The sequence below is a fragment of the Flavobacterium sp. N2550 genome (assembly GCF_025947265.1).
In the GTDB taxonomy this organism is placed as follows: Bacteria; Bacteroidota; Bacteroidia; order Flavobacteriales; family Flavobacteriaceae; genus Flavobacterium; species Flavobacterium endophyticum.
Map to the genome: position 1 here is coordinate 2,773,863 of NZ_CP110007.1, position 25,754 is coordinate 2,799,616.

A 25,754-nucleotide genomic window follows, 5' to 3' on the forward strand; every position below is an offset into this window, starting at 1 on the left:
GTTATTTATCAACGCGAGTCCAATATTGCGTCCTTCCTAGGAGCGAAACACCTATGTACCCCCGAACTTTTAGTTTGTTTGCATTTTCAAGCGTAATGTGGCATTTGTATTCTTTTCCGTTTTTAGGATCGAGGATTGTGCCATCTTCCCAAGTATCGCCGTCTTTGGTAAGGCCTTCAATGATTACCAGCCCTTCTATAGGCTTATCTTTTTTAGCTCCTTTACACTTTTCACAGATTTTGTCTTCTTTGCCTTTTTCAAGGATTTCTAAAACCCTGCCATAAATCTTGTCATTTTTCTCATAAATTTCGACAATAGACTTGGCCGATCCGGTTTCGTCATCAAACGTTTTCCATTTTCCGGTAACTGTTTGGGATTGTCCAGATTGTATTCCCGCGAATAGCAGAAAAATACCATATACTAGCAGCTTTTTCATTTTCCAAAACTATAACGGATTCCTACATTGATACCCACGCCGCTAGCATTTACGTATTGCGTCGGAATTCTTCGTGGTGAATTAGGATCAGGAGGTCCTTGTGTAAAAGTATCCGAAAAAATAAATTTCTTTTCGTTCACAGGCAGATCAGCTAGCTGTTGGCCCGGAACCAATACGGCATTCCCGTCTGTAACTGCCGTGGTTTCATATTTGGTTATTTCGGCTGACTTGCTTTTGATACTTAAGTTTTTAAATTCAAGCTCTCCAAAAACCTGAAGTTTTGGTCCAATTGGATACGTGACACCTACCGCACCTACAAAACCAACGCTGAACTTAGATTCTACCTCCGATTCTGCATTAATATGTATATCGGTGCCGGCTCCGCCTCCATCGGTCTGGTTGGCCGTTGTTTCGATGTGTAATTTTCCTGCTGCAGGAATGATAAGTCCTATTCTAGCATAAGGATTCAGCTTGCTAAAAGCCGGTGTAAGATAGATAGCTGGAACAATATCGAGTCCTCTCAAATAAGCAATTTCTTCTGATTGTAGCTGTGGACTGGTAAATTTTCCGATGGTCTTGTCATATCCAGAAAAGTAATTAAATCCGACCTCGGCTCCTACATAGGGATTGAACATATAACCTGCCGTGATGTTTGCCTTGAAACCGCCGCCAAGCGTACCGCTCAATGATTTTATCCTAGCACTTCCATCCGGATTTATAGTAATATCCGTCGATTGCTGAATCATTGTCAGTCCATTTGGATCAGCATTATTAAACTCAGTCTTTCCTGATTCGGTAACATAACCCACGCCGCCGCGTATATAAAACTCTTGAGCATGGCTTTTCGCGCCTGTAAGCGCCATAAAAAGTGTACAAATTAGTAAGCTTACCTTTTTCATGATATAGATTTTAAATTAAAAGGAATTAGTTCTGCTCCTGTTAAGTCTTGGACAGGATGCATATTAAAGTTAGGCATTTTGAGCTAGAACAGTTCCTATTTTAGCCATACCTTAACAATTGGGACTAATCCTACAATCATGATTGGTCGTGACAAGGACTTATTTCTCCAAAGATTTAAAATACTCTATGGCCTCTACTATCGCATTATCAATAGGCTGATACTGGATTCCTAGGTGTGTGACTGATTTTCGATTGGTAAAAAAATTCACCAAAAAATAACGGAGCCCTTGAGCTCCGCTAATCACAATATACAAAATCTATGAAAATACTTTTAGAATCAACTATGGAATAGGCGTGAATTTTATAGCTGTTCCTCCACCCGCAGCCAGATTTATATCCAATATCGTAGTGCTGTTTACCGTTTTGGAAGACCTACTAACAGGATAAGGATTGGTCTTATAATCAGCCCCGTCTCCATCAGCATACACTTCTGCCTTATAGGACTTTCCGGAATCTAGGAAAGACAAAGACACTTTCAGCTTTCGGGCATCTTGGTTGGTAATAGAACCTAAATACCAGTTCTGTCCATCCCAATCTTTACGGACAATTGTAGTATATTCTCCTATTTTTGAATCCAGTACTTTGGTATCCGACCATATGCATGGAACTTCTTTTATGAATTTAAATTCAGGCTTGCCGACATAATTTTCCGGCAAGTCGGAAGCCATCTGCAACGGACTAAAAAGAACAACATACAACGCCAATTGATGCGCCAGCGTAGTCAGCACTTTTGCGCCAGCCGCTGTTTTATAGTCAAAGTCGAAGTTGCCTGGCGTATAATCCATCGGACCAGAAAGCATTCGGGTAAAAGGCAACGTAACCGTATGCGCAGGCGTATTGCCTCCGTCTGCAGACCAGGCATTGTATTCTTGCCCTCTTCCTCCTTCTTGAGTCATAAAATTTGGATAGGTACGCTGTAATCCTGTTCCTTTTACAGGCTCGTGGTTGTCGATCATGATATGGTATTTGGCCGCAGTCTCGATTACTTTTCTGTAATGACGGACGCCATATTGGCTGTCGTGCCATTCCTTTTTATCCAAATATTTGTTTACATAACCCGTCTTTACGGTATTGACACCCATCTTGTTATACAATTTAAAAGCATCGTCCAATTGGCTTTCGTAATGCTTGGCAGCGCCAGCAGTCTCGTGATGCCCGATTAAGCGGACGTTTTTCATCGCGGCATATTTGCTTATTTCGTCAAGGTCAAAATCAGGATACGGTTTTACGAAACTGAAAGCAGTTCCGTCGGCAGTCCAATCGCCATCCCAGCCTTGGTTCCAGCCTTCTACTAAAACTCCATCAAGACCATTGTCTGCGGCAAAATCGAGGTATTCTTTAGTATTTTTTGTAGTAGCACCATGCTTCTCGCCTTGCCCCCACGTATATTTTTCTAAATGCATGCCCCACCAGATGCCGATGTACTTTGAAGGTGCAATCCATGAAATGTCTTTAATCTTAGAAGGCTCGTTCAAATTGAGCATCAATGTTGAAGTCACCAAATCGCCAGGAGTCTTTCCTACGATTACGGTTCTCCAAGGTGTATCAAATGGAGCTTGCGCATATACTTTTACGCCGTCTGCCCAAGGCACCAGTTCGCTTTTATACTGATTGTTTGGCAATTTTAGCAAGGTCATCGAAGCAAAATCTGTCAGGTTGGCTTCATGTATTGCTACAAAAAGATTGTTCTTGGTTTCAAAAGTAGCTGGCGTATTGATGGTATCGGTTTGGCTCATCGGAGTTTTTTTATAAAAGCTTTCATAATAGCTGTTATCAGAATGCACCGGAATTGACCAGACATCATTATCAAAAGGAAATGTGAACTGCGTAATCTCGTTGGAAATCTTCACTTTGTCCAGATTTGGCTGTTTCGGGAAAGAATATCGAAAGCCCAAGCCGTCGTCAAAAACCCTAAAGATGATATCGACCAGCCTTCCTTCTCCGTCTTTCAAGTGAATGATGAGCTCATTGTGATGATCTCTAATTTTTTTAAATTCTCCCCAAGGCTGTTCCCAAACAGTATCAGCTGTGTTGATTTCTGTGGCTACAACTTCAAAGCCTTCGGTCATTTTCCGGATGCCTTCAAATTCAAATCCTAATAAAGAAGGCTCGATTACTGACTTCCCATTAGAAGAAAATCGGTATTGTGGCTGTCCGGATTGGGTCAGATTAAAAATGAGCTCGTTATTTTGGCCTGGAGATTTTACGATATAGGTCTTTTTAGCACTGCAGGATATAAGCAAGATGGAAGCCAAGGCTATCAGACAGAAACGGTATAGATTATTTTTCATTATTGAATTTTGCATTAATTTAGGTGCTTATTGAATTTCATTGAGTAGCGTAGCGGCTTTATTAGGTTGCATGGAAACGAAATAATTAAAAGCTAGGTCGAGCTTGCGCTGGATGGCAGCATTATTTCTGTAGGTTTTTCTCAACGTATGGAGCCTGCTGATGGCACTGAAATAGTTTCCTGAATACTGGACTCCTGCAAATGTTTTTATCTTTTCGATATACGAATAACCGAATTCTACTGTCGGCTCAATCATAGTTCCTTCTCCGAAATCGTTCCATGTAATGAGCTGCAAGTACTCTACTCCAGCATTTTGAGCCATCGAAAGTGTTTCGTCTAACGTTGCCCCATTATTGTGATTGATGGTCCAGCCAATAGTTGTCGACGTACCTCCTTCTTCATAAAAATCATTAAAACCTGGATAAGCGCTTCCAAAAGCAACTCCTAGATTTGGAAGGTTGGAAGCATAAAAGCTGCTTAGCGAATTATTGTTTTGATACACCCAAGCAAATTCGCCAGAAGCGTTTGTACCTGCTTCCCCAGACTCGTTCCATAAAGTCAAAAAAGTAGGTTTTGGATTGAGTCCGCTAAAAGTACTTGTCCAGGCTGCAGGAGTAGTCAGCGTTATAGGGCCAAAATTTAACAACAGCGGACGGTTATTGATTTTTATGTAATTGGCATCGCCAAAATAATGGGCCTGCATATAGTTCATGTCTGTTTTGGCAGCGCCAGTTACTGTCGGAGCAAGCCCGGCATTCACAATATCGTTTAAGAAACGGTCTTCGTAAACGATGGCATATTCGAGACCTACTTCATCGAGCATGTCAATAAGCTGTTCGGCGTTTTCCTTAAGTATTCTATAATCGTTAAGGTTATACGTGCCATACCAATCGATTAATATCCCATCAATTCCGGCATATTTCATCAACAGCAGATGGTTTTCGATGACCTCTTTGTCGCCAGAATGATACGGACCGATTAGCGGATAATAATGGGAGGCAATTTCCCTTCTTCCGTTGGCATCAACAGTATTCGGATTTTTGTTTGCCATGGTCCAATGATAGCCCCATTGGTTGTTGGGACTGCTTTCATTAGTTTCAAACCAAGGCATATAATGCATGTAGATTTTGGTATCGTTTGTCTTGGCCACCGCCACAGGAGCCAGAGGCTCTGAATCTGGAGGATTGGAACTGGAGTCGTCTTTGCTACAGCTAGACGCAAGAGTTACACTGAGAATGCTGATACATAAGGGCAATAGATATTTTTTCATCGTAATTCGATTAATTATTAAAAATGACAGCCTTCTATGACTAACTCAACACAGAAGACTGCCATTTGCCAACCTAATATCCAGGATTTTGGACTAAGTTTGAATTGGTAGCCAGCACAGTTGTCGGTATTGGATATATCGCTCTTGACGCTGGCGTAGCGCCTTTCTGCCACCATGGCTGGAAAAAAGTACCGAAACGGATATTGTCGGTTCTTCTTCTGCCTTCAAACGTAAACTCACGAAGCAATTCTTTATCAATAAAAGCAAGGTCGATAGTAGCTGGCATTTCTGTTCCGGCACGCGAAGTTATTTGCTGTACAAACGGAGCCGCAAGATCAGGCGAACCTAATCGTACATAACATTCTGCCTGCATCATCAAGATTTCTGAATAGCGCATCAGTACCCAGTCGTGATCGCGTTCCCACTTTTCGCCTGCTTTTATTTCGTATTTGCCCAGCCTTACGCCTTCGTTTTGTTTCGCATCTGTAAAATTCACGATGTCTTCTGTGTAGGTTAACGGCTGTCCGCTGTCCATGATGATGACTGAGCCTGTTGCCAGATTGATCTGGTCGCCCTGAATCATGCATTTTTTTCTTTTATCCGTATCTTGGAAACTAGAATACAATCCTGGCTGTCCGCAGATTCCGTTGGCGCTCCATGGATAATCTCCAGTAGCCGAAACCGTGAATCGGTGTAAGTAATGGCAGCTCATAGACGAAAGATAGTTGCCTACAGTTCCTGCGTTGGAATCATACGGAATCGAAAGGATGATTTCGCTCGATGTCTGGTTCGTGGTAGCAAAATTGGCAAAGAAGTCTGTCGTTAACGAATAGCCACTAATGTTTTGGCACATATTGATACAATCTTGCCAACGGGCAGTTCCAACAAAAGCTTCTGAATTCAAGTAAAGTCTTGCCAATAGGCCATAGACTACATTTTTAGTAAATTTTGAATAGACCACATTCGGACGTAAATGCGGCAATGCATCTAACCATTCAGATTCCACAAAATCATACACTTCTTGTCTGGATGAATTCGATGGCAAAGACTGCTCTTCAAAATTGGTGACGATTGGCACGTTTCCGAACATGTCCAAAAGCAAATAATAATAGTAGGCTCTGATAGACTTTAATTCTGCATAAATCGGCACTTTGGCCTCTGCGCTCAAACCTGATTTATCAATCTGGTAGATGATCGCATTGATTTTTGCAATTCCCGAATAGCAGTAGCGCCATGCGGACAAGATCATACCATTGCTGGCATCCCACGTATGCGTCTGTACTTGTTGGTATCTTCCGCCATCGTACCAATCGGTACCTCGAGTCGGAATAGTAGCCTCGTCTGAAGCCACCTCGTTCAAAAAGAATACATATTCGCAGGTCGGGAAAGAATTAGAAATTCCATCGCTGAAGCCTCTTAAAGAAGAATAAGCCCCGCCTACAAGCGCTTCGATCTCGTTAGGAGTCGTTCCAAAATCATCATCCTCGACCCTATCGTATAGGTCTTCGCTCAAATCTGTACATGAAAAGGTAAAGAGAAGGCTCAGGAGTAATGCTGCTTTTATTTTGATTTTCATTTTAATTTATTTTAAGGTTATCAAGTTGCTTAATTCGTCAAGGTGAAATTAAGCCCGAATGAAATGGTCGTTGGCCTTGGATAGTTGTTGAATCGGTCGATACCAGGATTGGCTAATCCAGTCAGGTCGATTTCAGGATCTACACCATCATAATTGGTAAAGACAGCCAAGTTTTCACCCAACACGTAAAGTCTTAGTTTAGAACCTTTGTTTTTAAACGGTATCGTATATCCTATAGAGACAGTCTGCAGTCTGAAAAAAGAAGCATCTTCTATCCAGTAGCTTGAAAATTTAGGTGCCGAAGTAATACCGCTGCCCAAAAATCCGTCAGGAACATTATACGCTGGAAGGCGGTTCGGATCATACAGCATCATGTTTGTGGCATTCAGCACTTCTTGCCCGAAGCTTCCATAACCTGTAAATCCGAAATCAAAATTATGGTACGTAAAATTCATTCCCAAACCTAGCGTAAAGTCAGGCTGTACGTTGCCTATCGCCTTTTCTTCGGTACCTAAGATAAATTCTCCGTTTTCGTTCAAGCCAGAACTTTCAACACCCCAAAAAGTTCCTACAGGATAGCCTTCGGCAATAATCTGGGAGAATTGGTTTGACATTCCAGAAAGTCCGTGCAGAGAGCCACTGTAGATGGCTTCTGTTTCATAAATCTGGTTGGAAAGCTTTTCTATTTTTTGCTTGTTTTTTGCAAATACGACATTGGCATCCCAGGTAAACTTGTCTCTATTGATGATGTTGGCGTTCAAAGTAAGCTCAACGCCTTTATTGGACAATTCTCCCACATTCGCAAGCATTGTTCCTACAAGATACGGTGGTTGTGGCACTTGGTAGGTGTACAACAAGTCTTTTGTCTTTTTAGAATAGATCTCAAGAGTTCCGGTTATTCTATTAAAAAGCCCGAAATCAAGACCGAGATTTAGCTGTTCGGTAGATTCCCACTTCAAGTCTGGGTTCGGATTTTGTGTCGGTGAGTACGCCAGGCTCCAAGTTCCGGTTACAGGATCATAATAGCTGTCTTGCCCCACTCCTAGTATGGAAAGCGACTTGTATTCTCCAATACCGTCTTGGTTTCCCGTCACACCATATCCTGCTCTCAGCTTCAAGTTTGTAAGCCAATCTTGTGTCGAGCTCATGAAATCTTCTCCTGTAATTCTCCAAGCGACAGAAGCGGATGGAAAAACACCCCATTTGTTATTAGCCCCGAAACGGCTGGATCCGTCTCTACGGATAGTTCCCGTAACCATATATTTTCCGTCATACGAATAGTTCGCACGTCCGAAAAAAGAAACCAAATTCGATTTTCCTTTATACGAATACACATCGCCCAAACGGTAGTTGTACCCTGCTCCAAGATTGTTATAGCTAAAAAGGTCTGTTTCAAAGCCGCTTCGCTGGGCTCCAAAACCTTCGTAGATGTTTTCAAAAAAGGAGTAGCCCGCCAAAGCATTGATGCTGTGCTTACCAATCAGTTTGCTATAGCTGAGGTAGGTTTCGATTTGTGCCGTAGTATATTCGGCATAGGTCTTTTGGGCATAACCGCCTTCTGTCCTACCTTCCATTACTGCATAAGAAGGTTTGTAGGTACTTCCCTGCATTGCGTTATGTTCTAGCGACAAATTTACCGTAGCCTGAAAGTCGTTAAAGATCTGAGCTTCCGTCTTAAAATAACCCAATACACGGTGACGTTCGTTATCTACAGTTCTGTTAGTCAATATCTCAACTGGATTTTCATAAAGCGTTCCTCCAACTGAAGTAAAATCGCCGTTTTCATCATAGACCGGAATTGTAGGATTCAAATTAAACGCTCTTTCAAAGATGCGATAATCTAGCGGATGCCATTTGTCGATATTGGCAAACAGTCCTGCATCAAACTTTAATGCTTTGTCTAGTGCATATTGATAGGTGCTGATGTTAGCGCTCAATCTTTCCAATCCTGTCGTTTTGATAACTCCTTCGCTATCAAAATACGATAAAGACGTACGAAGGCCGCTGGTTTCATTTCCTGATGAAATGCTCAACGTGTGCGATTGTGTTACGGCTGTCGGACGTTCTAATTCATCTTGCCAGTCGGTGTTTCCTCCATAATCGATAGCATCCATCAGAGAGTTTTGACGCACATGGCTTCTCCATTGGTTGGCAGAAAGCATATCCAGATGGTTAGACGATTCGCTCAATCCTGTATAGCCGTTGTAAACAATAGACAAGCCTTTAGAGCCTCCTTTGGTCGTAATGATGATAACACCGTTAGCTCCTCTTGAACCATAAATCGCAGTGGCTGAAGCATCTTTCAATACGTCAATCGATTTGATATCCGAAGGCTGTACGATGTTGATGTCTACTCCTGCTATACCGTCCACTACAATCAGCGGACTGTTACTTGCCGTTAGCGAAGTACCGCCTCTTAATCGTATCGACCCGCCGTTACTCGGGTCGCCAGAGCCGCGGATAATCGTCAATCCCGCAACTTTTCCTTGAAGCGCCAATTCCGTTGAAGGAATAGCTCCTTTTACAAGATTTTCCGAAGTAACGGTCGAAATTGCTCCAGTAAGGTCTGACTTCCTCATGGTTCCGTATCCTACAGAAACGAGCTCGACAGCCTCAAGCATGTGCACGTCTTCTTGCATATTGAGAATTAATGCAGAACCCGTAGTAGCATCCACGGTGATATTTTGGGTCAGGAAACCTATATAGGAAACTACGATGGTGTTTCCGAGAGTAACCTCCAGCACAAATTTTCCGTCAGAATCAGTCACTGTGGTATTGGTGGTGCCTGATTCTAGAACGGAAACACCCGGCAGTGCGCCGCCGGCAGAATCATAGATGGTACCCGAAATCAATTTTTTTCCTTGTGCAAACAGTCCTGCAGAAAGAAAAAGCATGAAAATAAGGAATACCAACGATTGGTTTGACCCGCATTCAGATTGGGCCGCTTTAGTATTTTTGCTATTCATTAGAATTAGTTTTAGTTGCTGTTAGTCGGTGGTTTTGAGAGGAATGTTGGTATCAGAAATAGTCCTGTTTGTATTGTCTTTGACCAAGACATGGATCTCGCTCAGTCCCTGTACTCCGTTGAGTTCAGAAACCAGATTCACAAAACCTTTGATTTCGCTGGTACCGCCTGTAAATTCTCCTGTGAGGATACGGCTGCCCGCAGTAATCGTATAAATGAGCTTGTTTACTCCAGGTTCGTTATTTTTCCTGATGATGCCCAAAAAATCTTTTTGGCTTAACTGCATCGGGAAGAATCGGAATTCCGGCGGCGGCGGCGGAATGTATTCTCCTGCATGGAGAATCTGATCTGGAGTAGTTGCCGCCCAATTGTCTTTGACCATCAAAAAGACAATATTGTCCATGACATAACCATCTTCGGTGTTGTAATATTCAGACGGGATAAGATCCATTTTATAAAAACCATCGCCTAAGTTTTTCAGCTTGGTCTTTTCCACGACATCTGGCAGCCAGGCTTGATATTCTTGCAATACCGCCCAATTATTAAGTCCGCTATGAAAATGCACGCTTGTCGCATCGGCAAACCCAGGAACCAAGTTTGAGTTGAATAAGATACTTAATCCTTTGTCTATGACAGGTGCTGTCGGATACGATCGGATCAGCTCATTGGCCGTATAAAAAGACGAAAAGCTAGTATAGGCTACCTGAGCCACGTCGCTCTGTTTGGTACCTGTCTTGTTTTTCAAACGGAACCAAAATCCGGCACTTGCCGCAATAGCTTCAGCAGTTGTAGAAAAATAGGCTGTTGGCGTTAGCGTAAAGCTCCAAACCATATTGCCTTCATACGTAAGCTTGGCAAATTCAGAAGAGTTTTCCCAATTGCCAGCATCAGGCTCGGTCGGTGACCAGATCCAAAGATACACATCGCTTTCAGGGGCAAATGTGGTACTTGAAAGATCAAAATACCATGTAACTTGTTCATCGTATTTATAAATCACAGGATAGGATGAAATAGAAGCTATAGGACCGGCAGCTTCTTGCCCAATTGCTTGGCTTGGAGCCATCATGGCAATAAACAGCAGTAGAAGTATAATTTTTTTCATATCGTTAATGGATTGCGCTTAGTTTGAATAAATAGGACACAAAGGCAGTTCCGTTAGAAACTCGCGTCAGCTGGAATTCCATCTCTTCGTTGCTTCCTGGAACTGAGATAAGGCGCAGCTCATCCGTCAGCTGCGTCTTGGCCGCATCGCTATACAGATAGATCAGCACTCCTTCGGCACGAGCCGGCTGGAAAGCAGCACTTAGCTTCCAATAGCCGCTTGGCGCAAATAACGGAGGCACGTCGCCAAGTACTTCATAAGTAGTAGGCTCCATTTTAGAGTCAACGGAAAATCGGATCTTGAAATCCTCATAATTAAAGAGTGTGCTCAAGTTTTGCTCAGAGGGTTCTACAGCATTTGACTTCGCAAACTCATCGACCATCTTCAGGCTCATCAGTCCCCACTCTCCGTTTACTTTTTCATATAAGGTAATTGGGTCGGTAGGATTTCCGTCATCTGTTTCGTTGCATCCGAGCGCAAGAAAACCGACGAAAGCCAGCAGGTAAATAATTTTACATCTCATACGTTTTTTGGTTTTTTGTTAGTAGCATTATTCTTCAAAAAAGAATCATAACGAAGCTAGATGTTAAATTAGTCTTAAGAAAATGATAGGAGAAAAATCAAGGTTATAAAGCCTACATATCTGAATCAACACTTTTAAAATCAATTATTTACAAATAATGAGTCAAAAAAAAATCAAGATGTTGTATAGGTAAAAAACACTTTCTAAAACTTAAATTAATGACAATATGAAAATTAAAGAAGCTTATTTTTTTGGATAACACATATATATCCGCAATTTTTTATAGAATTATAAAATTTTGCTGTACATTTAGCAAAACCAAAACACTTTATTGGCAATTTTAGGCGGAAAAGTATAACACAATCTCTTTCAATAATTTCCCGCTGGCCAAGAACACCACTTAAATTGAAAATAGCTTAAAAATGGGCACAGCCCTAGCCAAACATGACCATGTGCAGACTACTTATTTTATTCTTTTTTCTAAGCGGAGCTACCCTTGCCGCTAAAGACATAAACCCCGTGCTTAAGGATCTGGATAAGGCGCTTCTTCACAAAGAAGTTTATATGAAGCAGAAATATGCGAAAATAAAAGCGCTCAAGATCAATATCCATAAATTTACCCTGAGCCGCGACAAGAAAAATCTGTATTCTAATTACATGCTGCTGTTTGACGAATACCGCTCTTTTAAATATGATTCGGCTTATTATTATCTCGAAAAAGCCAAATCGGAAGCCTTAGGTCTCAAAGATTTTCAGCTGGTCGACAAGGCAAAGATCAAGGAAGGTTTTGTGTTGCTTTCGTCAGGACTGTTTAAAGAAGCCATAGACACGCTCAACAGTATTGATGCCGCAAAGCTTGACAAGAACAGCAAGTTTGATTATTATTCGGTAAAAGCCCGCGCCTACTACGATCTGGCAGACTATAACAAAGACCAGCGCTACAACATCAATTATGTGCAGAACGGGAATCTTTATCTTGAAAAAGCATTGGCCTTGATCAATACCAATACCAACGAATATTGGGCTACAGAAAGCCTAAAAAGAATGAAGCAGCAAGATTGGAAAGGTGCCGAATTTGCCTTCAGCTATTGGATCAATAATTTTAAGCTACCTGCGGAATACTACGGAATTGCTACTTCCAGCCTTGGCTATATCTATTCAGAAAGAGGATTTACCGAAAAAGCGATAGAATACCTGGCACTTGCCGCCATTGCCGACGTAAAGAATGCGACAAAAGAAACCGTAGCACTTCGCAATCTGGCCAACGAGTTATTTAAGATGGGCCATTTAGAAAAAGCCAACGAATACATCAACTTGGCTATGGACGATGCTACTTTTTATAATGCAAGGCACCGAAAAATCGAAATATCGTCTATATTACCGATTATCGAAAAGGCGCAACTGAATAAGGTAAACGACAAAAACGACATGCTCGAAAAAATCGTGATCCTTCTTACCGTCTTAGCGCTAATTATCATTCTTTTTCTGGTAATTATCTTCAAGCAGCTTAAAGAGAAGAATGCCTCCAAAAAGGCCATGGCAGCATCTTACAGCAAATTGCAGGAAATGAACATCAGCCTCAGCGAAGCCAATACGATTAAGGAAGAATACATTACGTATTTTATAAAAGCGACTTCCGACTTGATCAATAAGATCGATCATATCCAGAAGAGCACCATACAGAAAATCATTTCCAAAAAAACCGATGAGGTTATTGCAAGCCTCAAGAGATACGATGTGAGGCTAGAACGCGAGCACCTGTTCCACCAGTTTGATGAGATTTTCCTAAAGCTCTTCCCTACTTTTGTTACTGATTTTAACGCACTCTTTTCTCCTGAAAATAAAAGTATTATCAAAAAAGGCGAGTTGCTCAATACAGAATTGCGAATCTTTGCCCTTTATCGTTTGGGAATTCAAGATTCCAGCCAGATGGCCGACTTTCTAGAACTTTCCGTATCAACCATATACACGTACAAGGCACGCATAAAAAGCAAATCCGACTACAAAGAAGTATTTGAAGATAAGATCATGGAAATCAAGACGATATAATCATCGTATTAGAGCTTTTTCAATACTCTTTCCGGATAATCCGTAATGATGCCGTCTACGTGTAGCTCGATCATTCGGTCGATATCTTTGTCTTCGTTTACGGTCCACGGAATAAGACGCATTTTCAACGTCTTGAGCGAATCTTTTAGTGCTTGGTCTACAAGTCCGTAATGCGGACTGTAAATCTCTGGCTTAAAATTCAACTTGGCCAAATTCTTAGCCAGTCCTTTATCTCCAGTAAGAAAAGCAATCTTGATGTTAGGGTATTTTTTATGGAGCGCATTCAATATTTGAGGGTCAAACGACTGTATGTTGATCTTACTCTGGATGCCTTTTTCTTTTACGACTTTCATTACCAAATCTACAAATACATCAGGCTGCGGCTGTGATAAATCATATTGATCGGCGCCTGATTTGATTTCTATATTATAGCGGATAGGCTTGTTTTTTCTATTCTTGGCAGTATAGGCTTCCATATCGTCTATCAGTTCCGAAAGCAGCGGTTTATAGGCTTTCATCTTTTGCTGCTCTGGAAAATGTACATTTCCTTTCGAGCCGATATCAAATTTTCGGATGCTGTCATACGGCATCAAATACAAGTTATATGCCCTTTCTGTCTTGCGTGTCAAGCGCGTCCCATCAGGCAGCAGTACATATTCAGACGACATAAAAGGTTCGTGCGAAACTACCACTTTTCGGTCTTGAGAAATCACCACGTCTAATTCGATGACATCGGCGCCTTTATCAATAGCGCTTCGGAAAGCCTCAAGGCTGTTTTCAGGAAAATGACCGCGGTCTCCCCTATGGCCTTGTACTTCAATAGCAGGGATTTTTGCAGTGGATGTGTTGGTTGGCTTGCAAGAGCTGGCCGCTATTAGTAGCGCGCTCAAAAAAAGGATGCTGTAGTTTTTCATTATCTTTAAGATTGTATGCTTCGGGCTTTTTCGGTACGTATAGACCGTATTGCAAATATAAGCCTTTTCGATTTTTTGCCAATCTTACTTTCATAAAAGCCTTTCAAGTTTCCTCAAAAGGCTTTTATTGTTTTTATTTAAGCCGGAACTAGGTTGGTAGAAATTCCAATCCTGTTCCATACATTGATGGTAATAATTATTATGGGTTTGCCCTTATTCCTTGACGAACTTGCCAACGGCACTGCCCTGTTCCGAATAGATTTTCATTACATAACTTCCCGTTGCCAAGTCAGAAATATCCACAGAGTTAACAGCTGCTGCATTACTTATGATTAGTACCGGCTGTCCCATCATGTTGTATACCGAAATTGACTTTAGCACAATATTGTCCTTGTTTTCAAGATGCAGCAGTCCTTTTGACGGATTCGGATAGATTGAGAAACGGTCTGATAAATCAATACCCGGCGTACTTAACGACTCGATAGTCGTAACGATGCGGTCGGTCAAGATTGGCAGGTTATAATCAAAATAGATGCTGGCACTGTTGCTAAAAGTGTCCCCAACAGCCAGCGAGGGTTTGATCTTGATCTTGAACGCCACATAGCCGTCGTTGAAGTCGTTATAAAACGGAAGGTCGATATCCTTAAAGACAAACTCAACCGTATTCCCATTGCTGATCTTGGTCGTGAAAGGATGGCTGCTTTCAATTGGCTCCAAGCTTCTCATATCAAACCTATCTGTATCGATGATGTCTTTTACTATGATATTTTTGGCGATGGCCGTTCCGGTATTCTCAAAACGGACGATATAGTGCACATACTGTCCTATATACTCTGTAGAAACCCGGTCTCCCTGCAGGCAGGTCTTGTCATTTGGGTCAAAAGAATTGGTTACTTTCTGGCGGAAAGAAATGACATTATCTTCTGGCGATGCATCGAGCGCTGGAGTGGTTACGCTGGCCGTATACTTCAGGACGTCGTTAGCATTCAACGCAGGAGTATCTGTCGGCGTGTTCAGAGTAAAACTCAACACAATCGTACGCATTTCAAGAGGCATCAATTCTGAAAAAGTCCATGACAGGCGGTCTGGCCTTTCTTGCACTGCTTGCGGCACTGAAACACCCAGACGAAGGACAGGAGCGTCAAACTGCAATCCTATACTACCCGACTGTACGACGGTTCCCTTGTTTCGATACATAATCTTATAGCTGCTGGCATAGCCCGGAATAGCATCCCCTAAAGGCAACAGCACGATTTCCAAATCAGCATATTTCCCTTTAGGGCTAACGCAGAAATGTGGGTTCTGTGCGCTGTTCTGACTCGGAAACGTAACCGAGGCACTCGGCGGCGTAACCATAAAATACGAAGCATCAGCCAGCAAGGGCGTAATGACCGAATTGCCAGACTGCAATGGCAGGTTGTATTTACCGGTACGATCCGACAGATAGATCGTTTCTGTTGTTCCGTTAACGACCTTATATCCGGCAAAAGGAAAGCCAGGATCGTTTGCTTCACAGCCATTATTGTCGTTATCAAAAGCAGTGACGCTTTCTACGGCATAATAACGTCCACCCGGCGCGAAAGAACAATACGAATTCACTTCACATTGGCGTCCGGCCGTAGCAGCAATTAAGTGCTGCAGCTGTGTCGTCTCTGCCCCTTCATCTGCACAAATATAACGCAGACGCGGTACCGTCGGCAAAGCCGTCGCTACAGACGAATGGTTGTTCTTTCCATTTTTTATAAAAAGCGTAGCCAGCTGCGGATTGGATTTAAAACTCAGCACTTCTGCACCAAGACATTGAGAAACGTCCAGCGAGGTCAGCCTGTTGTCGTTAAAAAGTATCGAGCTTACTGTAGTGTCGGCCATGACCGTCAAGGCGCCCGTCAGTCCGTAGTTATTGCAGGCAATAGAAGTCAGTCCTTCATAGCCTCGAACATCCAGTAATGTTAATGGATTGTTTCTAAAATTCAGGCCTCGTTCGCCAAGACTAAGCACTGGACAGCCGTACGCTTTAAGACTTTCGAGCTGATTATCCTGTACGCCCAATTCAGAGAGCAGCGGACAAGAAACAACAAGCGAACGCAAGCGGTTATTGCCTGCCTGTACCGATTTCAAATTGCGAAATCCTACAAGGTCACTGATGGTTGCTAGCCTATTGTTTTGAGCCAGCAGCCGTTCTAGGCTGGCCAACCCCGAAAGGTCTAAAGCTGCCAGTCGGTTGTTTGAACAGTTGAGCGATTCCAGAGCTGTCTGACCCGAAAGGTCAAGCTGTACAAGAAGATTATAGCCACAGTGCAGTTCCTTGATCGGACTGCCGGTAAGGAGTAATGATGTCAGTTCGTTCGTATCACATTTCAGGTCACGCAGCGAAGCCTTTTCAGAGACGTCTAAAGATGTCAGACGGTTATGGCTGCATTCCAAATCCCGAAGGCGGTTGCATCCCGAAAGGTTCAGTTGAGTGAGTACATTAGTAGAGCAATACAGGTATTCTAAATCAGGCGAGCTGCTTACATCCAGCGACATAAGCTGATTATCATTACAAGCCAGATACTTTAATTCCGTAAAATATTCAATGCCAGACAAGTCGGCAATAGACGATGAAGCAATATTCAGGTAAGCGACAGCACTGGCTTCTGAAGCTTCAATCTCCCCGTTGTTGTTGGTGTCAATCGACACAAATTCACCCTCTAAGTTTTTGGCCACCTTATTGCCTGTACTGGCAGACAGCAGCTTTGACTTAAAATTTGAATCCGGTATATGAAGTCCTTGCCCGTTCATTCCATGCCAGCAGCAGAACCCTAAAACAGCAAAGTACAATTTTTTCATACAGAATATTTACCGTAAATATATCTTAAAAAAATCATAAAAAATAAAAACTATAAAAGTTATGGTAAAGATTTTTTAACAAACAGCAACTTTCGTAATCCATTTCTTATTTTCCAACCCAACCCCAAACTATCCACTTTCCACTATCAATTTCCCACTATCAACTATCAACTATCACTTCCCAAACAACCGATTCACCTTCTCCGGCGCCTTAAAACGATACCCAATATAAAACTCCAAAAACTGCTGCTGATCCTGTACATGAATCTTGGCTTCAGAACTGTATGAAAACGAATTCAAGCTCGTAGCAGCGCCCGCATAAAACCGTTCCGAATTATAGCCTAACGTAAGCCGAAACTGCGCCTGAAAGGAAAGCCCGTCAAAAGTCTCGTCAGGTGTGCCGTCGCTATAAACCGTCTTTGACCTATTATAACCCACGCCTCCATAGCCGCCTGCCGAAACAAGAAACCTGTCTTGGATCACCCAATTGTAATAATAACCGGGACCCACAGCAATATCAAGAATATGGTCTTTGCTCGGGTCGTTATTTTTAATGGTCGTAAAATAATAGCTGATGCTGGGCACAAAGCTGCCCGCGCTTTTTCGCTGCCATTCGCTCTGCAGGAAGATGGCGCGGAATGAAAACTCCCGATTAAAAATATACGAAGTGCTCCCTCCTATCTTCTGTACCTGGAAATGCGGGAACAAGATGTTTTCGTCCGACCCTATGTCGTCACGATCTACATAAAAGCCTTTGGTCTTGGCATATTGCAGTTCCTGCATCCAGTAGCCCAAATAAAACCGTGTCCCAAAATTATAAAACTTCGTACGCCCTCGGATGGCGTCGTCTTTATTAAAACGAATAAACTCAAGCGTATAGCCCAAATCAATCTCGATAAACTTATACATCAGCGTAAGCGTCGACCGCAGCCGCTGGTTGGGCGACAGCGTAAAATCGAGACGGCTGGTTCTGTCTTTGATATGGAAGGAATTAAAGCTGTTGCTGAATCCCAAACGCAGCTTAACGTGGTCGCTGTATTTTTCTATAGCGGTTGCAGCCGCAGGAATCGAATCAGCAGTCTGTGCCTGACAGAAAACAGTAAAAAAGACGATAAAGAATAAGGCGTATTTTACCATAAGATATTGTGCTATCCTATATGCAATGTACTAAATTGACGCGAAACTAAATGCAATTCCTGTTTTTTATAGTGCCACATTTTTTGTAATTTGCCCTATCAAGCACACCAACCCATGGACAACACTAGAGTATTTAAGATGTCTTTCGCGGGCGTCTATCCGCATTATATTCACAAAGCAGAGAAAAAGGGACGTACCAAAGCGGAGGTCGATGCCATTATCTTTTGGCTGACGGGCTATGATGAAAAGGCGCTGCAACAGATTATTGACGAGAAGACCAATTTTGAAACTTTTTTTGCCAATGCCCAGATACCTCCCAATGCGTCAAAAATTACAGGCGTTATCTGCGGCTATCGCGTAGAAGACATTGAAGACAAGCTGATGCAGCAGATCCGCTATCTGGACAAGCTAATTGATGAGCTGGCTAAAGGAAAGGCAATGGAGAAAATCTTACGACAGTAAGAAATAGTTATCTTTTATTGCAACACTATAAACGAAATCACCTTGCCATCTTTTGTAGCTCCTACATAACCCAATCCGCGTAAATAATAAAACACATAGGTTGATTTTGCATATTCGGCTTGTAATGCCATTAGTCCTGTATAATGACAATAAGGTGTTTTTAATACGGCATCCTCTGACAGAAGCGTATAAAGCACTGTATCCGTTTTATCTTCATTTTGCCAGTTCTCTCCTTTTTTAAGAGATTGTTTCCAACGTATTGTTTCTGCAGAGCAGCATTCTTCATATTGTAGTACTTTGCCATTCGCCTCTCTAAAATAGATCATGCTATTACTTCCGTCCTGCCATTGCTGTTTAAAAGCCACGTAGGTTTTGTCTTTTAGTATTTTATCGCCTTCAAGCGTTTCATAATAATAGGTATTGTACCAGACTATTTTCTTTTTCTGAATGTCTAACGGAAAATAACTTCCGTCTGTAGTTCCTTTACAGAAATTCTGTCCTTCTTTTTGTGCGAAGATTGATGTGGTGAGAAAAAGCAATAATAGTAAATATTTCATTAAGAGATTTTTGCTAATCATTTTATATGTTGAGATTATGGCAGTTAAAACTAAATCAAAAGAACAAAAACAGTTGTGTGGCTGGGACTTTTAGGAATTTTGATTGTTAAAACCAATGACTCTCGTAATAGTATCAACTGAATGGTTGGTTAATTTTTCTACGCAATTTCTAATGTTCTACATTTTTGAATTAATTTTATTTTATGTGTCACCCCATTCAAACATTGGATCATTTTTATCAACAATAGAATCTATAAAGACTTTAAAATGCTTTCTGGGATTTTCAACATATTTTATATTATCAACTGGTAAGTTATGCAACATTCGATAATGAGTTAAAAACTGATTACCTTCGTTGCCAATATAATCCCAATTTGCCCCAAATCCAATAACATAATTATAGTATAATAACTTTTGCTCTCCATTTGACATTTGCGCTCTTAGTAATTTTAGATATTCCCTTGATTGGGCATAATTAAACAATCCTTCTTTTTCTTTTTTAACAACATACTTGACGGTACTATATAAATGCCTATAATAATGTCCTAATCTTGACTCATGCCCCGTAAACGGACTATATTTTATATGCAAAGAAATTTTTTCTTTTTTTATGCCAGGGAATAAATTTATTTGTCCTGATGATTTTTTATGCTCGTCTCTAATCATTTTAAGATTCTCTCTCACTTTCAAAATAAATTCAGCACTAAAGCCATTTAAAAAAATGGTATCAGACGTTGAAGAAAAAAAGAAAATTCTATAAGCTAATTTTAAAATTTTATCTTTTTTGTATTTATGAGTAAGCTGTGAATTGTATAATTGGCAAAATTTATAGCATGCAATAAATTCCTTTTCCATTGATACAAAAACTTTTCTTCCTTCAACTGGTCTTTCTATCTGAGTTCTAGTGATTGTTTCAACTATTTTACCACTGCCAGTTTCTACTGCATTTGAAATCAAAACATCATAACCATTAATTTTCATTTCATTAATATTTTCTTTATGCAATCTAAGCATTTCAAAAAACTGACTCTCAAACTGTTGTATTTTAAATTGTTCTTGAACCTGTTGGTTAGCCCTATACTGAGCATAAAAAGCAAGAGAAGCAGCTATAATTCCAATAAAAGCTATCACAGGATTCATCATTCCACCTATAAAATCACCGTAAGGTCCTATTTTGGACAAATCACCTTTTATATTTTCTGAATTGATGAGTAAATAATTAGTCTCATTTAGTACCACAGCAAGTAAATAGCTAGAAAAGGATAATAAGAATATGGAAATTATTATTATAGAGCTTTTTCTTTCATAGGGTTCTAAATTAGGTTTGTATTTTTTTAAAAAATAATAAAAACCAATACTAAAAGCTATTACAGCAATAGAATAAAAAAATATTATAAATATAATCATGTTCTAAATACTAATAAATTGATATTTTTTTAAACGTTAGCCTTAATCTCTTCTAATGTTTTTTTGGATTGGCTTTAGTATAATATTCACCAAAACAATAATTAGTATTATTTAATTCATTAGAAATATTTAAGATGTGGTGTAAATCATCTGAAAAGAGCTAGCACATGTTCTTCTGCTTTAAAATAAGAATAGTATTAATAACTCTTTTCTTATATTTTTATCATGTGATATTTGATTAGGAAAGGCATAACAAACATAAATAATAAAAAAATAATTAACACTATTTTAATAAGAATATTTCTCAAACAAAATTTTTATAAGGCTATATAATTCAAACATAAAAAAACCCGAAGTTTCCTTCAAGGCTTTAAAATAATCACATACACAATCCTAACTAATGCGTCCGCTCCAAAAGCGCTTTCTGCCTATTAAATAGCGCATACTGCAAACCAAGAATAGAGAAAAAAGAATTGCCCGATAACTGAGCATCTTCAAAATCTTTTCCAAGGCTCAGATTGACACTTACATTTTCTACAATAGAGTATGAAACCTGTGCCGACAGCCTATAGGTAAAATCCTTTTCTAGGCGCGTTATAGGCAGCCCTGCTTGGTTTAAATCAGGAATTTCAGTACGATACCATCGTAGCATACCATCTATAGAAACATTAAAATTTTCTCCCTCTTTAATATAGCCGAATCCGGCATCAAAATTTGTTGAAGTAGTATCAGCCGTATTTGTCATTAGCCTAGCCGTAATAGTCCAAGCATCTGTTTCTGTAAAATAATTATTGGCATTGACCCAAAAACCTGCCTTTTGGAAAGCCTGATTGCCCGTTGTAGTAATAAATTTTCCAGCAGAGGCTACTTCAAGACTAAACCTGGTTCGCTTATTCGAAAGAATAATTACCTTTTTGGCAAGTGCTGTAGTTTCTTCCTCAAAGCTTTCATTCAGCGCCACACAGAACGCTTTGATTGAATCTTCGGTATTCTTATAATCCTTACTCATACCAATCGCACGCTGCTCAATTTCAAGAATCTTAGCCTCAGGAATCTCACTTTCACGCATAGTCTTGATTATAAAATCAATAGCTTGATTTAGTGTCTTGATTTCGTTACCTGCAAATGCTCTAGCACCTGTTATAGCCGACATAGCCACTTCTAATTGCTGTAAGGCTGTTTCATGTGCAGCAAATTCATCGGTCAGTTTTCCTTTTATAAGCTGTACCCTAAAGCCTAGCCCCAGATTGTTATGCCCTGTAATCGTATCTTTTACCGTAGCAGCAGAAATAGAGAAAGTCTGCAAAAAAGATTGCAAGGGTTTGGGGTTCAAGTATTCCTCTCGTGTCAGTGCCGGTCTGCTTTTTAGCCAATACGGCGTTACTTCCATACCCAGATTCATCAAAAGCTTGCCTTCACTGTCAAAAGAATTTAAAAGATCGCTTGACAGCTTTTTGGTCGATGTCGGGCGCATAACAGAAGTCGGTTCATAGCCCAAGATACTAAATGCAGGAGTATTAGGAATCTGTAGATCCTGTGCTAGTATAATCGTAGGCATTAACAACAGGATAGATGCTAAAAATATATGTTTTATTTTCATTTTTCTATCATTTTTAGCTTGATGGTATAACATACGGTATCCAAATGATTTTCTACTTCCCTTTTATAAGGGCCGAAAGAAGTCTGATTTGTCTTGTCTTTGATATGGACTGTAACGCTCGTCCAGTTGGTTTCCAGAAGCTTGTCTTTAACAGTAGCAGTAACAGTAATCCATTCCTTGATATTTGCCTTTGCGGATATGGCACCTTTTTTATTGGGTCCAATCAGGCTAGTACCATTAAAAATAAGATATCCTCCTCCCTGTCCGTCACCAATTGTCACGCTTATTTCCAAAGGAAAAGAGTTAGAACTAAAATGATACATATCTTGCGTGTCATAATAAGTTGTTGCCATAGTAAGTACGTTTTAAGTTATGTTATGTTTTAAGTTTAAAGACAGCCATTACTATCTTTTTGCAATAGTACTTTCTATAATTTTATATTCCTTACGATTTTCCTCATTTATTATTAAAAAATCATTATTTAATATAAATTAACATGAATAAACAGTTAATTTAACCTTAAATAGTATTAATTCATCATTAATTAATAATTTTGCTTTCTTTGAACAACTAACTTAAATAATAAATATTATGAATAAAGATTTTTGGGATAAACTAAACACAATTGGCACCTTTCTTTCAACAACAGTCCTTGTTATATTTACTACCATCGTAGGCTACAATACCTCCAAACTGAGCAACCAGGTAGAAAATTTTGGAAAGAGAATCGATGAGAACAAAATGATCAGTGAACTTGTAAGCAACCTTTCGAGTGATACTATCTCGACCTTTAAGTCAGATTTTGCGCTTCTTGCTCTCGAAAGATATCTAAGAAATGGTAACGAAGATGGCGAATTGATGCCTCAGGACAAGGAAATGCTTGTGGGATTCGCACAGTCACTGATACTCAATGGCAGCAAAAAAGACAGCCTCAATGCAGAAGAATCAAGGTATAAAATCCCTCGTGACTTTCTTTTCAAATACGACGTAGACAAGTGGAATACCATAGTCGGTATTTATTCCAAAGAAACCAAAGACAAGATTCCTAGCAAAGAAGTGACAAACAAGACGGTAGCTGCCCTAGAACCCGTATCGCAGGTCAACGACAGCCTCAAATCTTCACTCATGACCTCCATACTCAAAAAAATAGCCTACATACAATATGCTGGAACCGAAGGAAAAACCAAGGCAGAAACCTTGCAGCAGAGCCTTAAAGACGGGCAATGGGCAGTGCCAAAGATTGAAGAAATCAAAGGAAGCTATAGCAATGTCATCAAATATTTCCATCCCGAAGACCGTGACTATGCTTTAGAAGCCAACAGGCTCATGGGCGATAAGTTCCAGATCGTACCTTCATTTTTGCCAAAATACCAAAAGCTTGTTCCTATAGGTCAGATAGAAATCTGGATCAGCAACAAGCCCTAAAAATAGGGCAAAACGACATTTCCTAATAAAAAAAGCCCCGAAGTTTCCCCCGAGGCTTTTCCCGCTGTACTCCTACACAACCGACTATACCGCTTCAATTTCTCCCAGATATACGCTGGTAGAATACAGCCTGTCGTCTTCCGATACAAAAGAGGCCCAGCAGTGTACCTGCGAACCGACAAAAGGCGCCGGCAGGGTTACAGAAGCCGACAGTGCCGAACGCAATCCCGCCTTTTCCATCGTCTCAAATTTGTCGGTTATCGGATCATAGACCGCCACCAGCAGTCGGTCGGTTGCTTTGGCCGTTCCCTGTCCCGAATTATCCGTCCAAGAAAACTTCAAGATACCGCCCGCTTCTGCAGCAACCGCTGGCGTCTGCAATCCCAGCAGCACGCCACGCGTAATCTGCACTCGGTTCAAAAGAATTTCCACACTGTCGTCGATTTGCACCAGCGCCTCCTTCATATGGTACGAAGTCGCCAGGTTGTTCTTCGATTTGTCGCCCATCGCTATTCCGTAATAACGTCCCATGACCGGCCTCAAATCGTGTAAAAAATTCGCAACCGTAAGAAAACGCAGGCGCTGCATCTCCTGTTTGTCCGTCGCGATACGGCCCGTCTTTTTTGGCAAGCTGCGCATCACGTCCTTGCCCCTCCAATTGGCACCTACTACCGTACCGACCTTGCCTGAAAAGGCACCTAAAATTCCCTTATTGTACGTACCCATTTTTATCTATTTTTTAGGGTTACTAAAGCCCCCTCGTGGAGCTTATCTGAAACGAAAGTACAGCAGCCGATACGGCAAACAAAGGCCCTGACTGGTTTTGAACAGTATTGAAATGATTTGACGGACAATGACCGAAATTGGCTGCTTTTGACCGATTTTGACCGGTTGTTCCAGAAAAAAGGCCGTTTTGTTCCGGTCATGTTTTGGTCATGTTTTGGTCACGTTCGGAAAAAGAGGTGTTTTTGCGAAGAAAGGTGGGAGAAAAGTGGAATGAGGAATTACGAATTTAGGATTTATGATTTCGGAATTAGGATTTGGAATTTGGGATTTGGGAATGAGGAGAGCAGGATAAGCAATAATCATAAACAATACGGTGTATTATATACAATTTTGTTTATCGCTTGGAGTGTTTGGGATAGCCAGCCGAAGGTTGAGAAGAGAAGCTGTCTTGGGAGACAAGAAGCTTAGAAACCTTGGCCTTTATTTCGGCACCTGTTGCCCAACGTGCTTACGAAAAAGCTTTTCGGATAGACGAACTTGCCGCCGATCTTGGTAAAAGGAATTTCTTTGCTGATTCTCAGGCGGTAGAGGGTGCTGTCGCTGATGTTAAACATTCTTTTGACATCCGAGCTGTCAAGCCAGTAGTCGCCGATGTCAGTTCTTTTGGGGATGTTGTTTTTTTCCATTTTGCTGCATATATTTAATATTAAGTGGGGTAAAATTCGTTCAACCAAAACGCCACAACCAGCCCCTTTATTGCATCCCAGCCCTCACCCATAAATCCTAATTCATTTTACACATTTCACAATTTTCGCTTCCCAAAAATACATTCCCTTAAAAATAATTCTAAAAATTTCCTTTAATTTGTACAAACGCAAATAAAATGGAATTCAACCCTGAAGAACTGGACCAAAAAGCCATCTACAAGCTCATCACCGGAGCCATCATCCCGAGGCCGATCGGCTGGATCTCAACCATAAGCGAGGAAGGCATACCCAACCTCGCTCCTTTTTCTTTCTTTAACGTCATTGGCGACGATCCGCCTCATGTCATGTTCTCTACGGCACACGGCAACCAGCATAAAAAAGACACCCTGAACAACGCCTTGGCGACCGGGCAGTTTGTCGTAAACATGGTTACCGAAGAAATCGTGGAAGCCATGAATGCCACGGCACAATCGGTACATTCCGACATAGACGAATTCGAATTGGCTGGACTTACGCCCCTGCCTTCGGTCAAGATCAAGCCGCCAAGGGTAAAAGAAAGCCCGATTACGTTTGAATGCGAGGTAGTGCACCACTATTCGCTGGAAAACCATAAATACGGAGGCGCTACGATGGTCGTCGGCCGGATCGTCATGTTTCATTTCGACGAAGCTGTGCTGCTCGAAGACCATAAGATTAACTTAGACGTCTATAGGCCCGTATCGAGGCTCGCAGGAGCCAACTACTCCAAATTAGGAGAACTGTTCGCGGTCAAGAGAGGATAAAATAACATCATCCAACCAAACCTACTCCGTACCCTGT

Annotated in this window: 21 protein-coding genes; 4 read left to right on the top strand and 17 right to left on the bottom strand. The window is 41.1% G+C overall.

Annotated elements, in window-relative coordinates:
- Window position 1: 1 nt before the first annotated feature.
- From OLM56_RS12270 to OLM56_RS12305, 8 genes are all read right to left on the bottom strand, one after another.
- On the bottom strand, window positions 2-436 hold the full coding sequence (locus tag OLM56_RS12270; RefSeq protein ID WP_264527156.1) for a DUF2147 domain-containing protein: 435 nt from the start codon (window positions 434-436) through the stop codon (window positions 2-4).
- Window positions 433-1,335 carry an outer membrane beta-barrel protein gene (locus OLM56_RS12275; RefSeq protein WP_121377054.1) on the bottom strand — a complete coding sequence of 301 codons (903 nt, stop codon included), beginning with the start codon at window positions 1,333-1,335 and terminating at the stop codon, window positions 433-435. Before OLM56_RS12275 ends, OLM56_RS12270 begins: the two co-directional genes overlap by 4 nt.
- 342 nt (window positions 1,336-1,677) lie before the next feature.
- On the bottom strand, window positions 1,678-3,687 hold the full coding sequence (locus OLM56_RS12280) for a glycoside hydrolase family 97 protein (RefSeq protein WP_264527157.1): 2,010 nt from the start codon (window positions 3,685-3,687) through the stop codon (window positions 1,678-1,680).
- A 27-nt stretch (window positions 3,688-3,714) separates the two neighbouring features.
- Window positions 3,715-4,956, bottom strand: a complete 1,242-nt coding sequence (locus OLM56_RS12285) for a glycoside hydrolase family 71/99-like protein (protein WP_264527158.1) — start codon at window positions 4,954-4,956, stop codon at window positions 3,715-3,717.
- Window positions 4,957-5,029: 73 nt separating this feature from the next.
- Entirely contained in the window at window positions 5,030-6,532 is a 1,503-nt protein-coding gene (locus tag OLM56_RS12290) for a RagB/SusD family nutrient uptake outer membrane protein (RefSeq protein ID WP_264527159.1), read from the bottom strand.
- Window positions 6,533-6,561: 29 nt separating this feature from the next.
- Window positions 6,562-9,498 carry a SusC/RagA family TonB-linked outer membrane protein gene (locus tag OLM56_RS12295; RefSeq protein ID WP_264527160.1) on the bottom strand — a complete coding sequence of 979 codons (2,937 nt, stop codon included), beginning with the start codon at window positions 9,496-9,498 and terminating at the stop codon, window positions 6,562-6,564.
- A 21-nt stretch (window positions 9,499-9,519) separates the two neighbouring features.
- Window positions 9,520-10,599, bottom strand: a complete 1,080-nt coding sequence (locus OLM56_RS12300) for a hypothetical protein (protein WP_182494424.1) — start codon at window positions 10,597-10,599, stop codon at window positions 9,520-9,522.
- Window positions 10,600-10,603: 4 nt separating this feature from the next.
- Window positions 10,604-11,122 (bottom strand): DUF5004 domain-containing protein, encoded by a 519-nt coding sequence (locus OLM56_RS12305; RefSeq protein WP_182494423.1) that lies wholly within the window; start codon window positions 11,120-11,122, stop codon window positions 10,604-10,606.
- A gap of 450 nt (window positions 11,123-11,572) precedes the next feature.
- Here OLM56_RS12305 and OLM56_RS12310 point away from each other — a divergent pair, with 450 nt between their 5' ends.
- Complete coding sequence (locus tag OLM56_RS12310; protein WP_264527161.1) at window positions 11,573-13,171, top strand: DUF6377 domain-containing protein; 1,599 nt, start codon at window positions 11,573-11,575, stop codon at window positions 13,169-13,171.
- 8 nt (window positions 13,172-13,179) lie between these two features.
- Here the strand turns inward: OLM56_RS12310 and OLM56_RS12315 are convergent, their stop codons facing one another.
- The 3 genes from OLM56_RS12315 to OLM56_RS12325 form a co-directional block, all read right to left on the bottom strand.
- Entirely contained in the window at window positions 13,180-14,085 is a 906-nt protein-coding gene (locus OLM56_RS12315; protein WP_264527162.1) for a glycerophosphodiester phosphodiesterase family protein, read from the bottom strand.
- Window positions 14,086-14,298: 213 nt separating this feature from the next.
- Window positions 14,299-16,914, bottom strand: coding sequence for a T9SS type A sorting domain-containing protein (locus tag OLM56_RS12320; RefSeq protein ID WP_264527163.1), 2,616 nt, complete (start codon window positions 16,912-16,914; stop codon window positions 14,299-14,301).
- A 174-nt stretch (window positions 16,915-17,088) separates the two neighbouring features.
- Window positions 17,089-18,051, bottom strand: coding sequence for a DUF4421 domain-containing protein (locus tag OLM56_RS12325; RefSeq protein ID WP_264527164.1), 963 nt, complete (start codon window positions 18,049-18,051; stop codon window positions 17,089-17,091).
- A 114-nt stretch (window positions 18,052-18,165) separates the two neighbouring features.
- On the opposite strand from OLM56_RS12325, the gene OLM56_RS12330 reads away from it, so the two are divergent.
- Window positions 18,166-18,513 (top strand): DUF2200 domain-containing protein, encoded by a 348-nt coding sequence (locus tag OLM56_RS12330; protein WP_264527165.1) that lies wholly within the window; start codon window positions 18,166-18,168, stop codon window positions 18,511-18,513.
- 14 nt (window positions 18,514-18,527) lie between these two features.
- On the opposite strand, the gene OLM56_RS12335 is transcribed toward OLM56_RS12330, so the two are convergent.
- The 4 genes from OLM56_RS12335 to OLM56_RS12350 form a co-directional block, all read right to left on the bottom strand.
- Entirely contained in the window at window positions 18,528-19,070 is a 543-nt protein-coding gene (locus tag OLM56_RS12335) for a hypothetical protein (RefSeq protein WP_264527166.1), read from the bottom strand.
- A 201-nt stretch (window positions 19,071-19,271) separates the two neighbouring features.
- Window positions 19,272-20,477, bottom strand: a complete 1,206-nt coding sequence (locus tag OLM56_RS12340) for a putative phage abortive infection protein (protein WP_264527167.1) — start codon at window positions 20,475-20,477, stop codon at window positions 19,272-19,274.
- Window positions 20,478-20,874: 397 nt separating this feature from the next.
- Window positions 20,875-22,077: a hypothetical protein gene (locus OLM56_RS12345; protein WP_264527168.1), complete on the bottom strand. Its 1,203-nt coding sequence runs from the start codon at window positions 22,075-22,077 to the stop codon at window positions 20,875-20,877.
- Window positions 22,074-22,430, bottom strand: a complete 357-nt coding sequence (locus tag OLM56_RS12350; RefSeq protein WP_264527169.1) for a hypothetical protein — start codon at window positions 22,428-22,430, stop codon at window positions 22,074-22,076. The genes OLM56_RS12345 and OLM56_RS12350 overlap by 4 nt, the downstream gene beginning before the upstream one ends.
- Before the next feature lie 238 nt (window positions 22,431-22,668).
- Between OLM56_RS12350 and OLM56_RS12355 the strand changes: the two genes are divergently transcribed.
- Entirely contained in the window at window positions 22,669-23,502 is an 834-nt protein-coding gene (locus OLM56_RS12355) for a hypothetical protein (protein WP_264527170.1), read from the top strand.
- Window positions 23,503-23,586: 84 nt separating this feature from the next.
- Here OLM56_RS12355 and OLM56_RS12360 read toward each other — a convergent pair whose 3' ends face one another.
- Both OLM56_RS12360 and OLM56_RS12365 read right to left on the bottom strand, forming a co-directional pair.
- On the bottom strand, window positions 23,587-24,228 hold the full coding sequence (locus OLM56_RS12360; RefSeq protein WP_264527171.1) for a DUF6266 family protein: 642 nt from the start codon (window positions 24,226-24,228) through the stop codon (window positions 23,587-23,589).
- A gap of 464 nt (window positions 24,229-24,692) precedes the next feature.
- On the bottom strand, window positions 24,693-24,914 hold the full coding sequence (locus tag OLM56_RS12365) for a helix-turn-helix domain-containing protein (protein ID WP_121377072.1): 222 nt from the start codon (window positions 24,912-24,914) through the stop codon (window positions 24,693-24,695).
- Window positions 24,915-25,111: 197 nt separating this feature from the next.
- On the opposite strand from OLM56_RS12365, the gene OLM56_RS12370 reads away from it, so the two are divergent.
- The gene (locus OLM56_RS12370; RefSeq protein WP_121377073.1) at window positions 25,112-25,717 is read left to right on the top strand and encodes a flavin reductase family protein; all 606 of its coding nucleotides are present in this window, start codon (window positions 25,112-25,114) and stop codon (window positions 25,715-25,717) included.
- The last annotated feature ends 37 nt before the right edge of the window (window positions 25,718-25,754 follow it).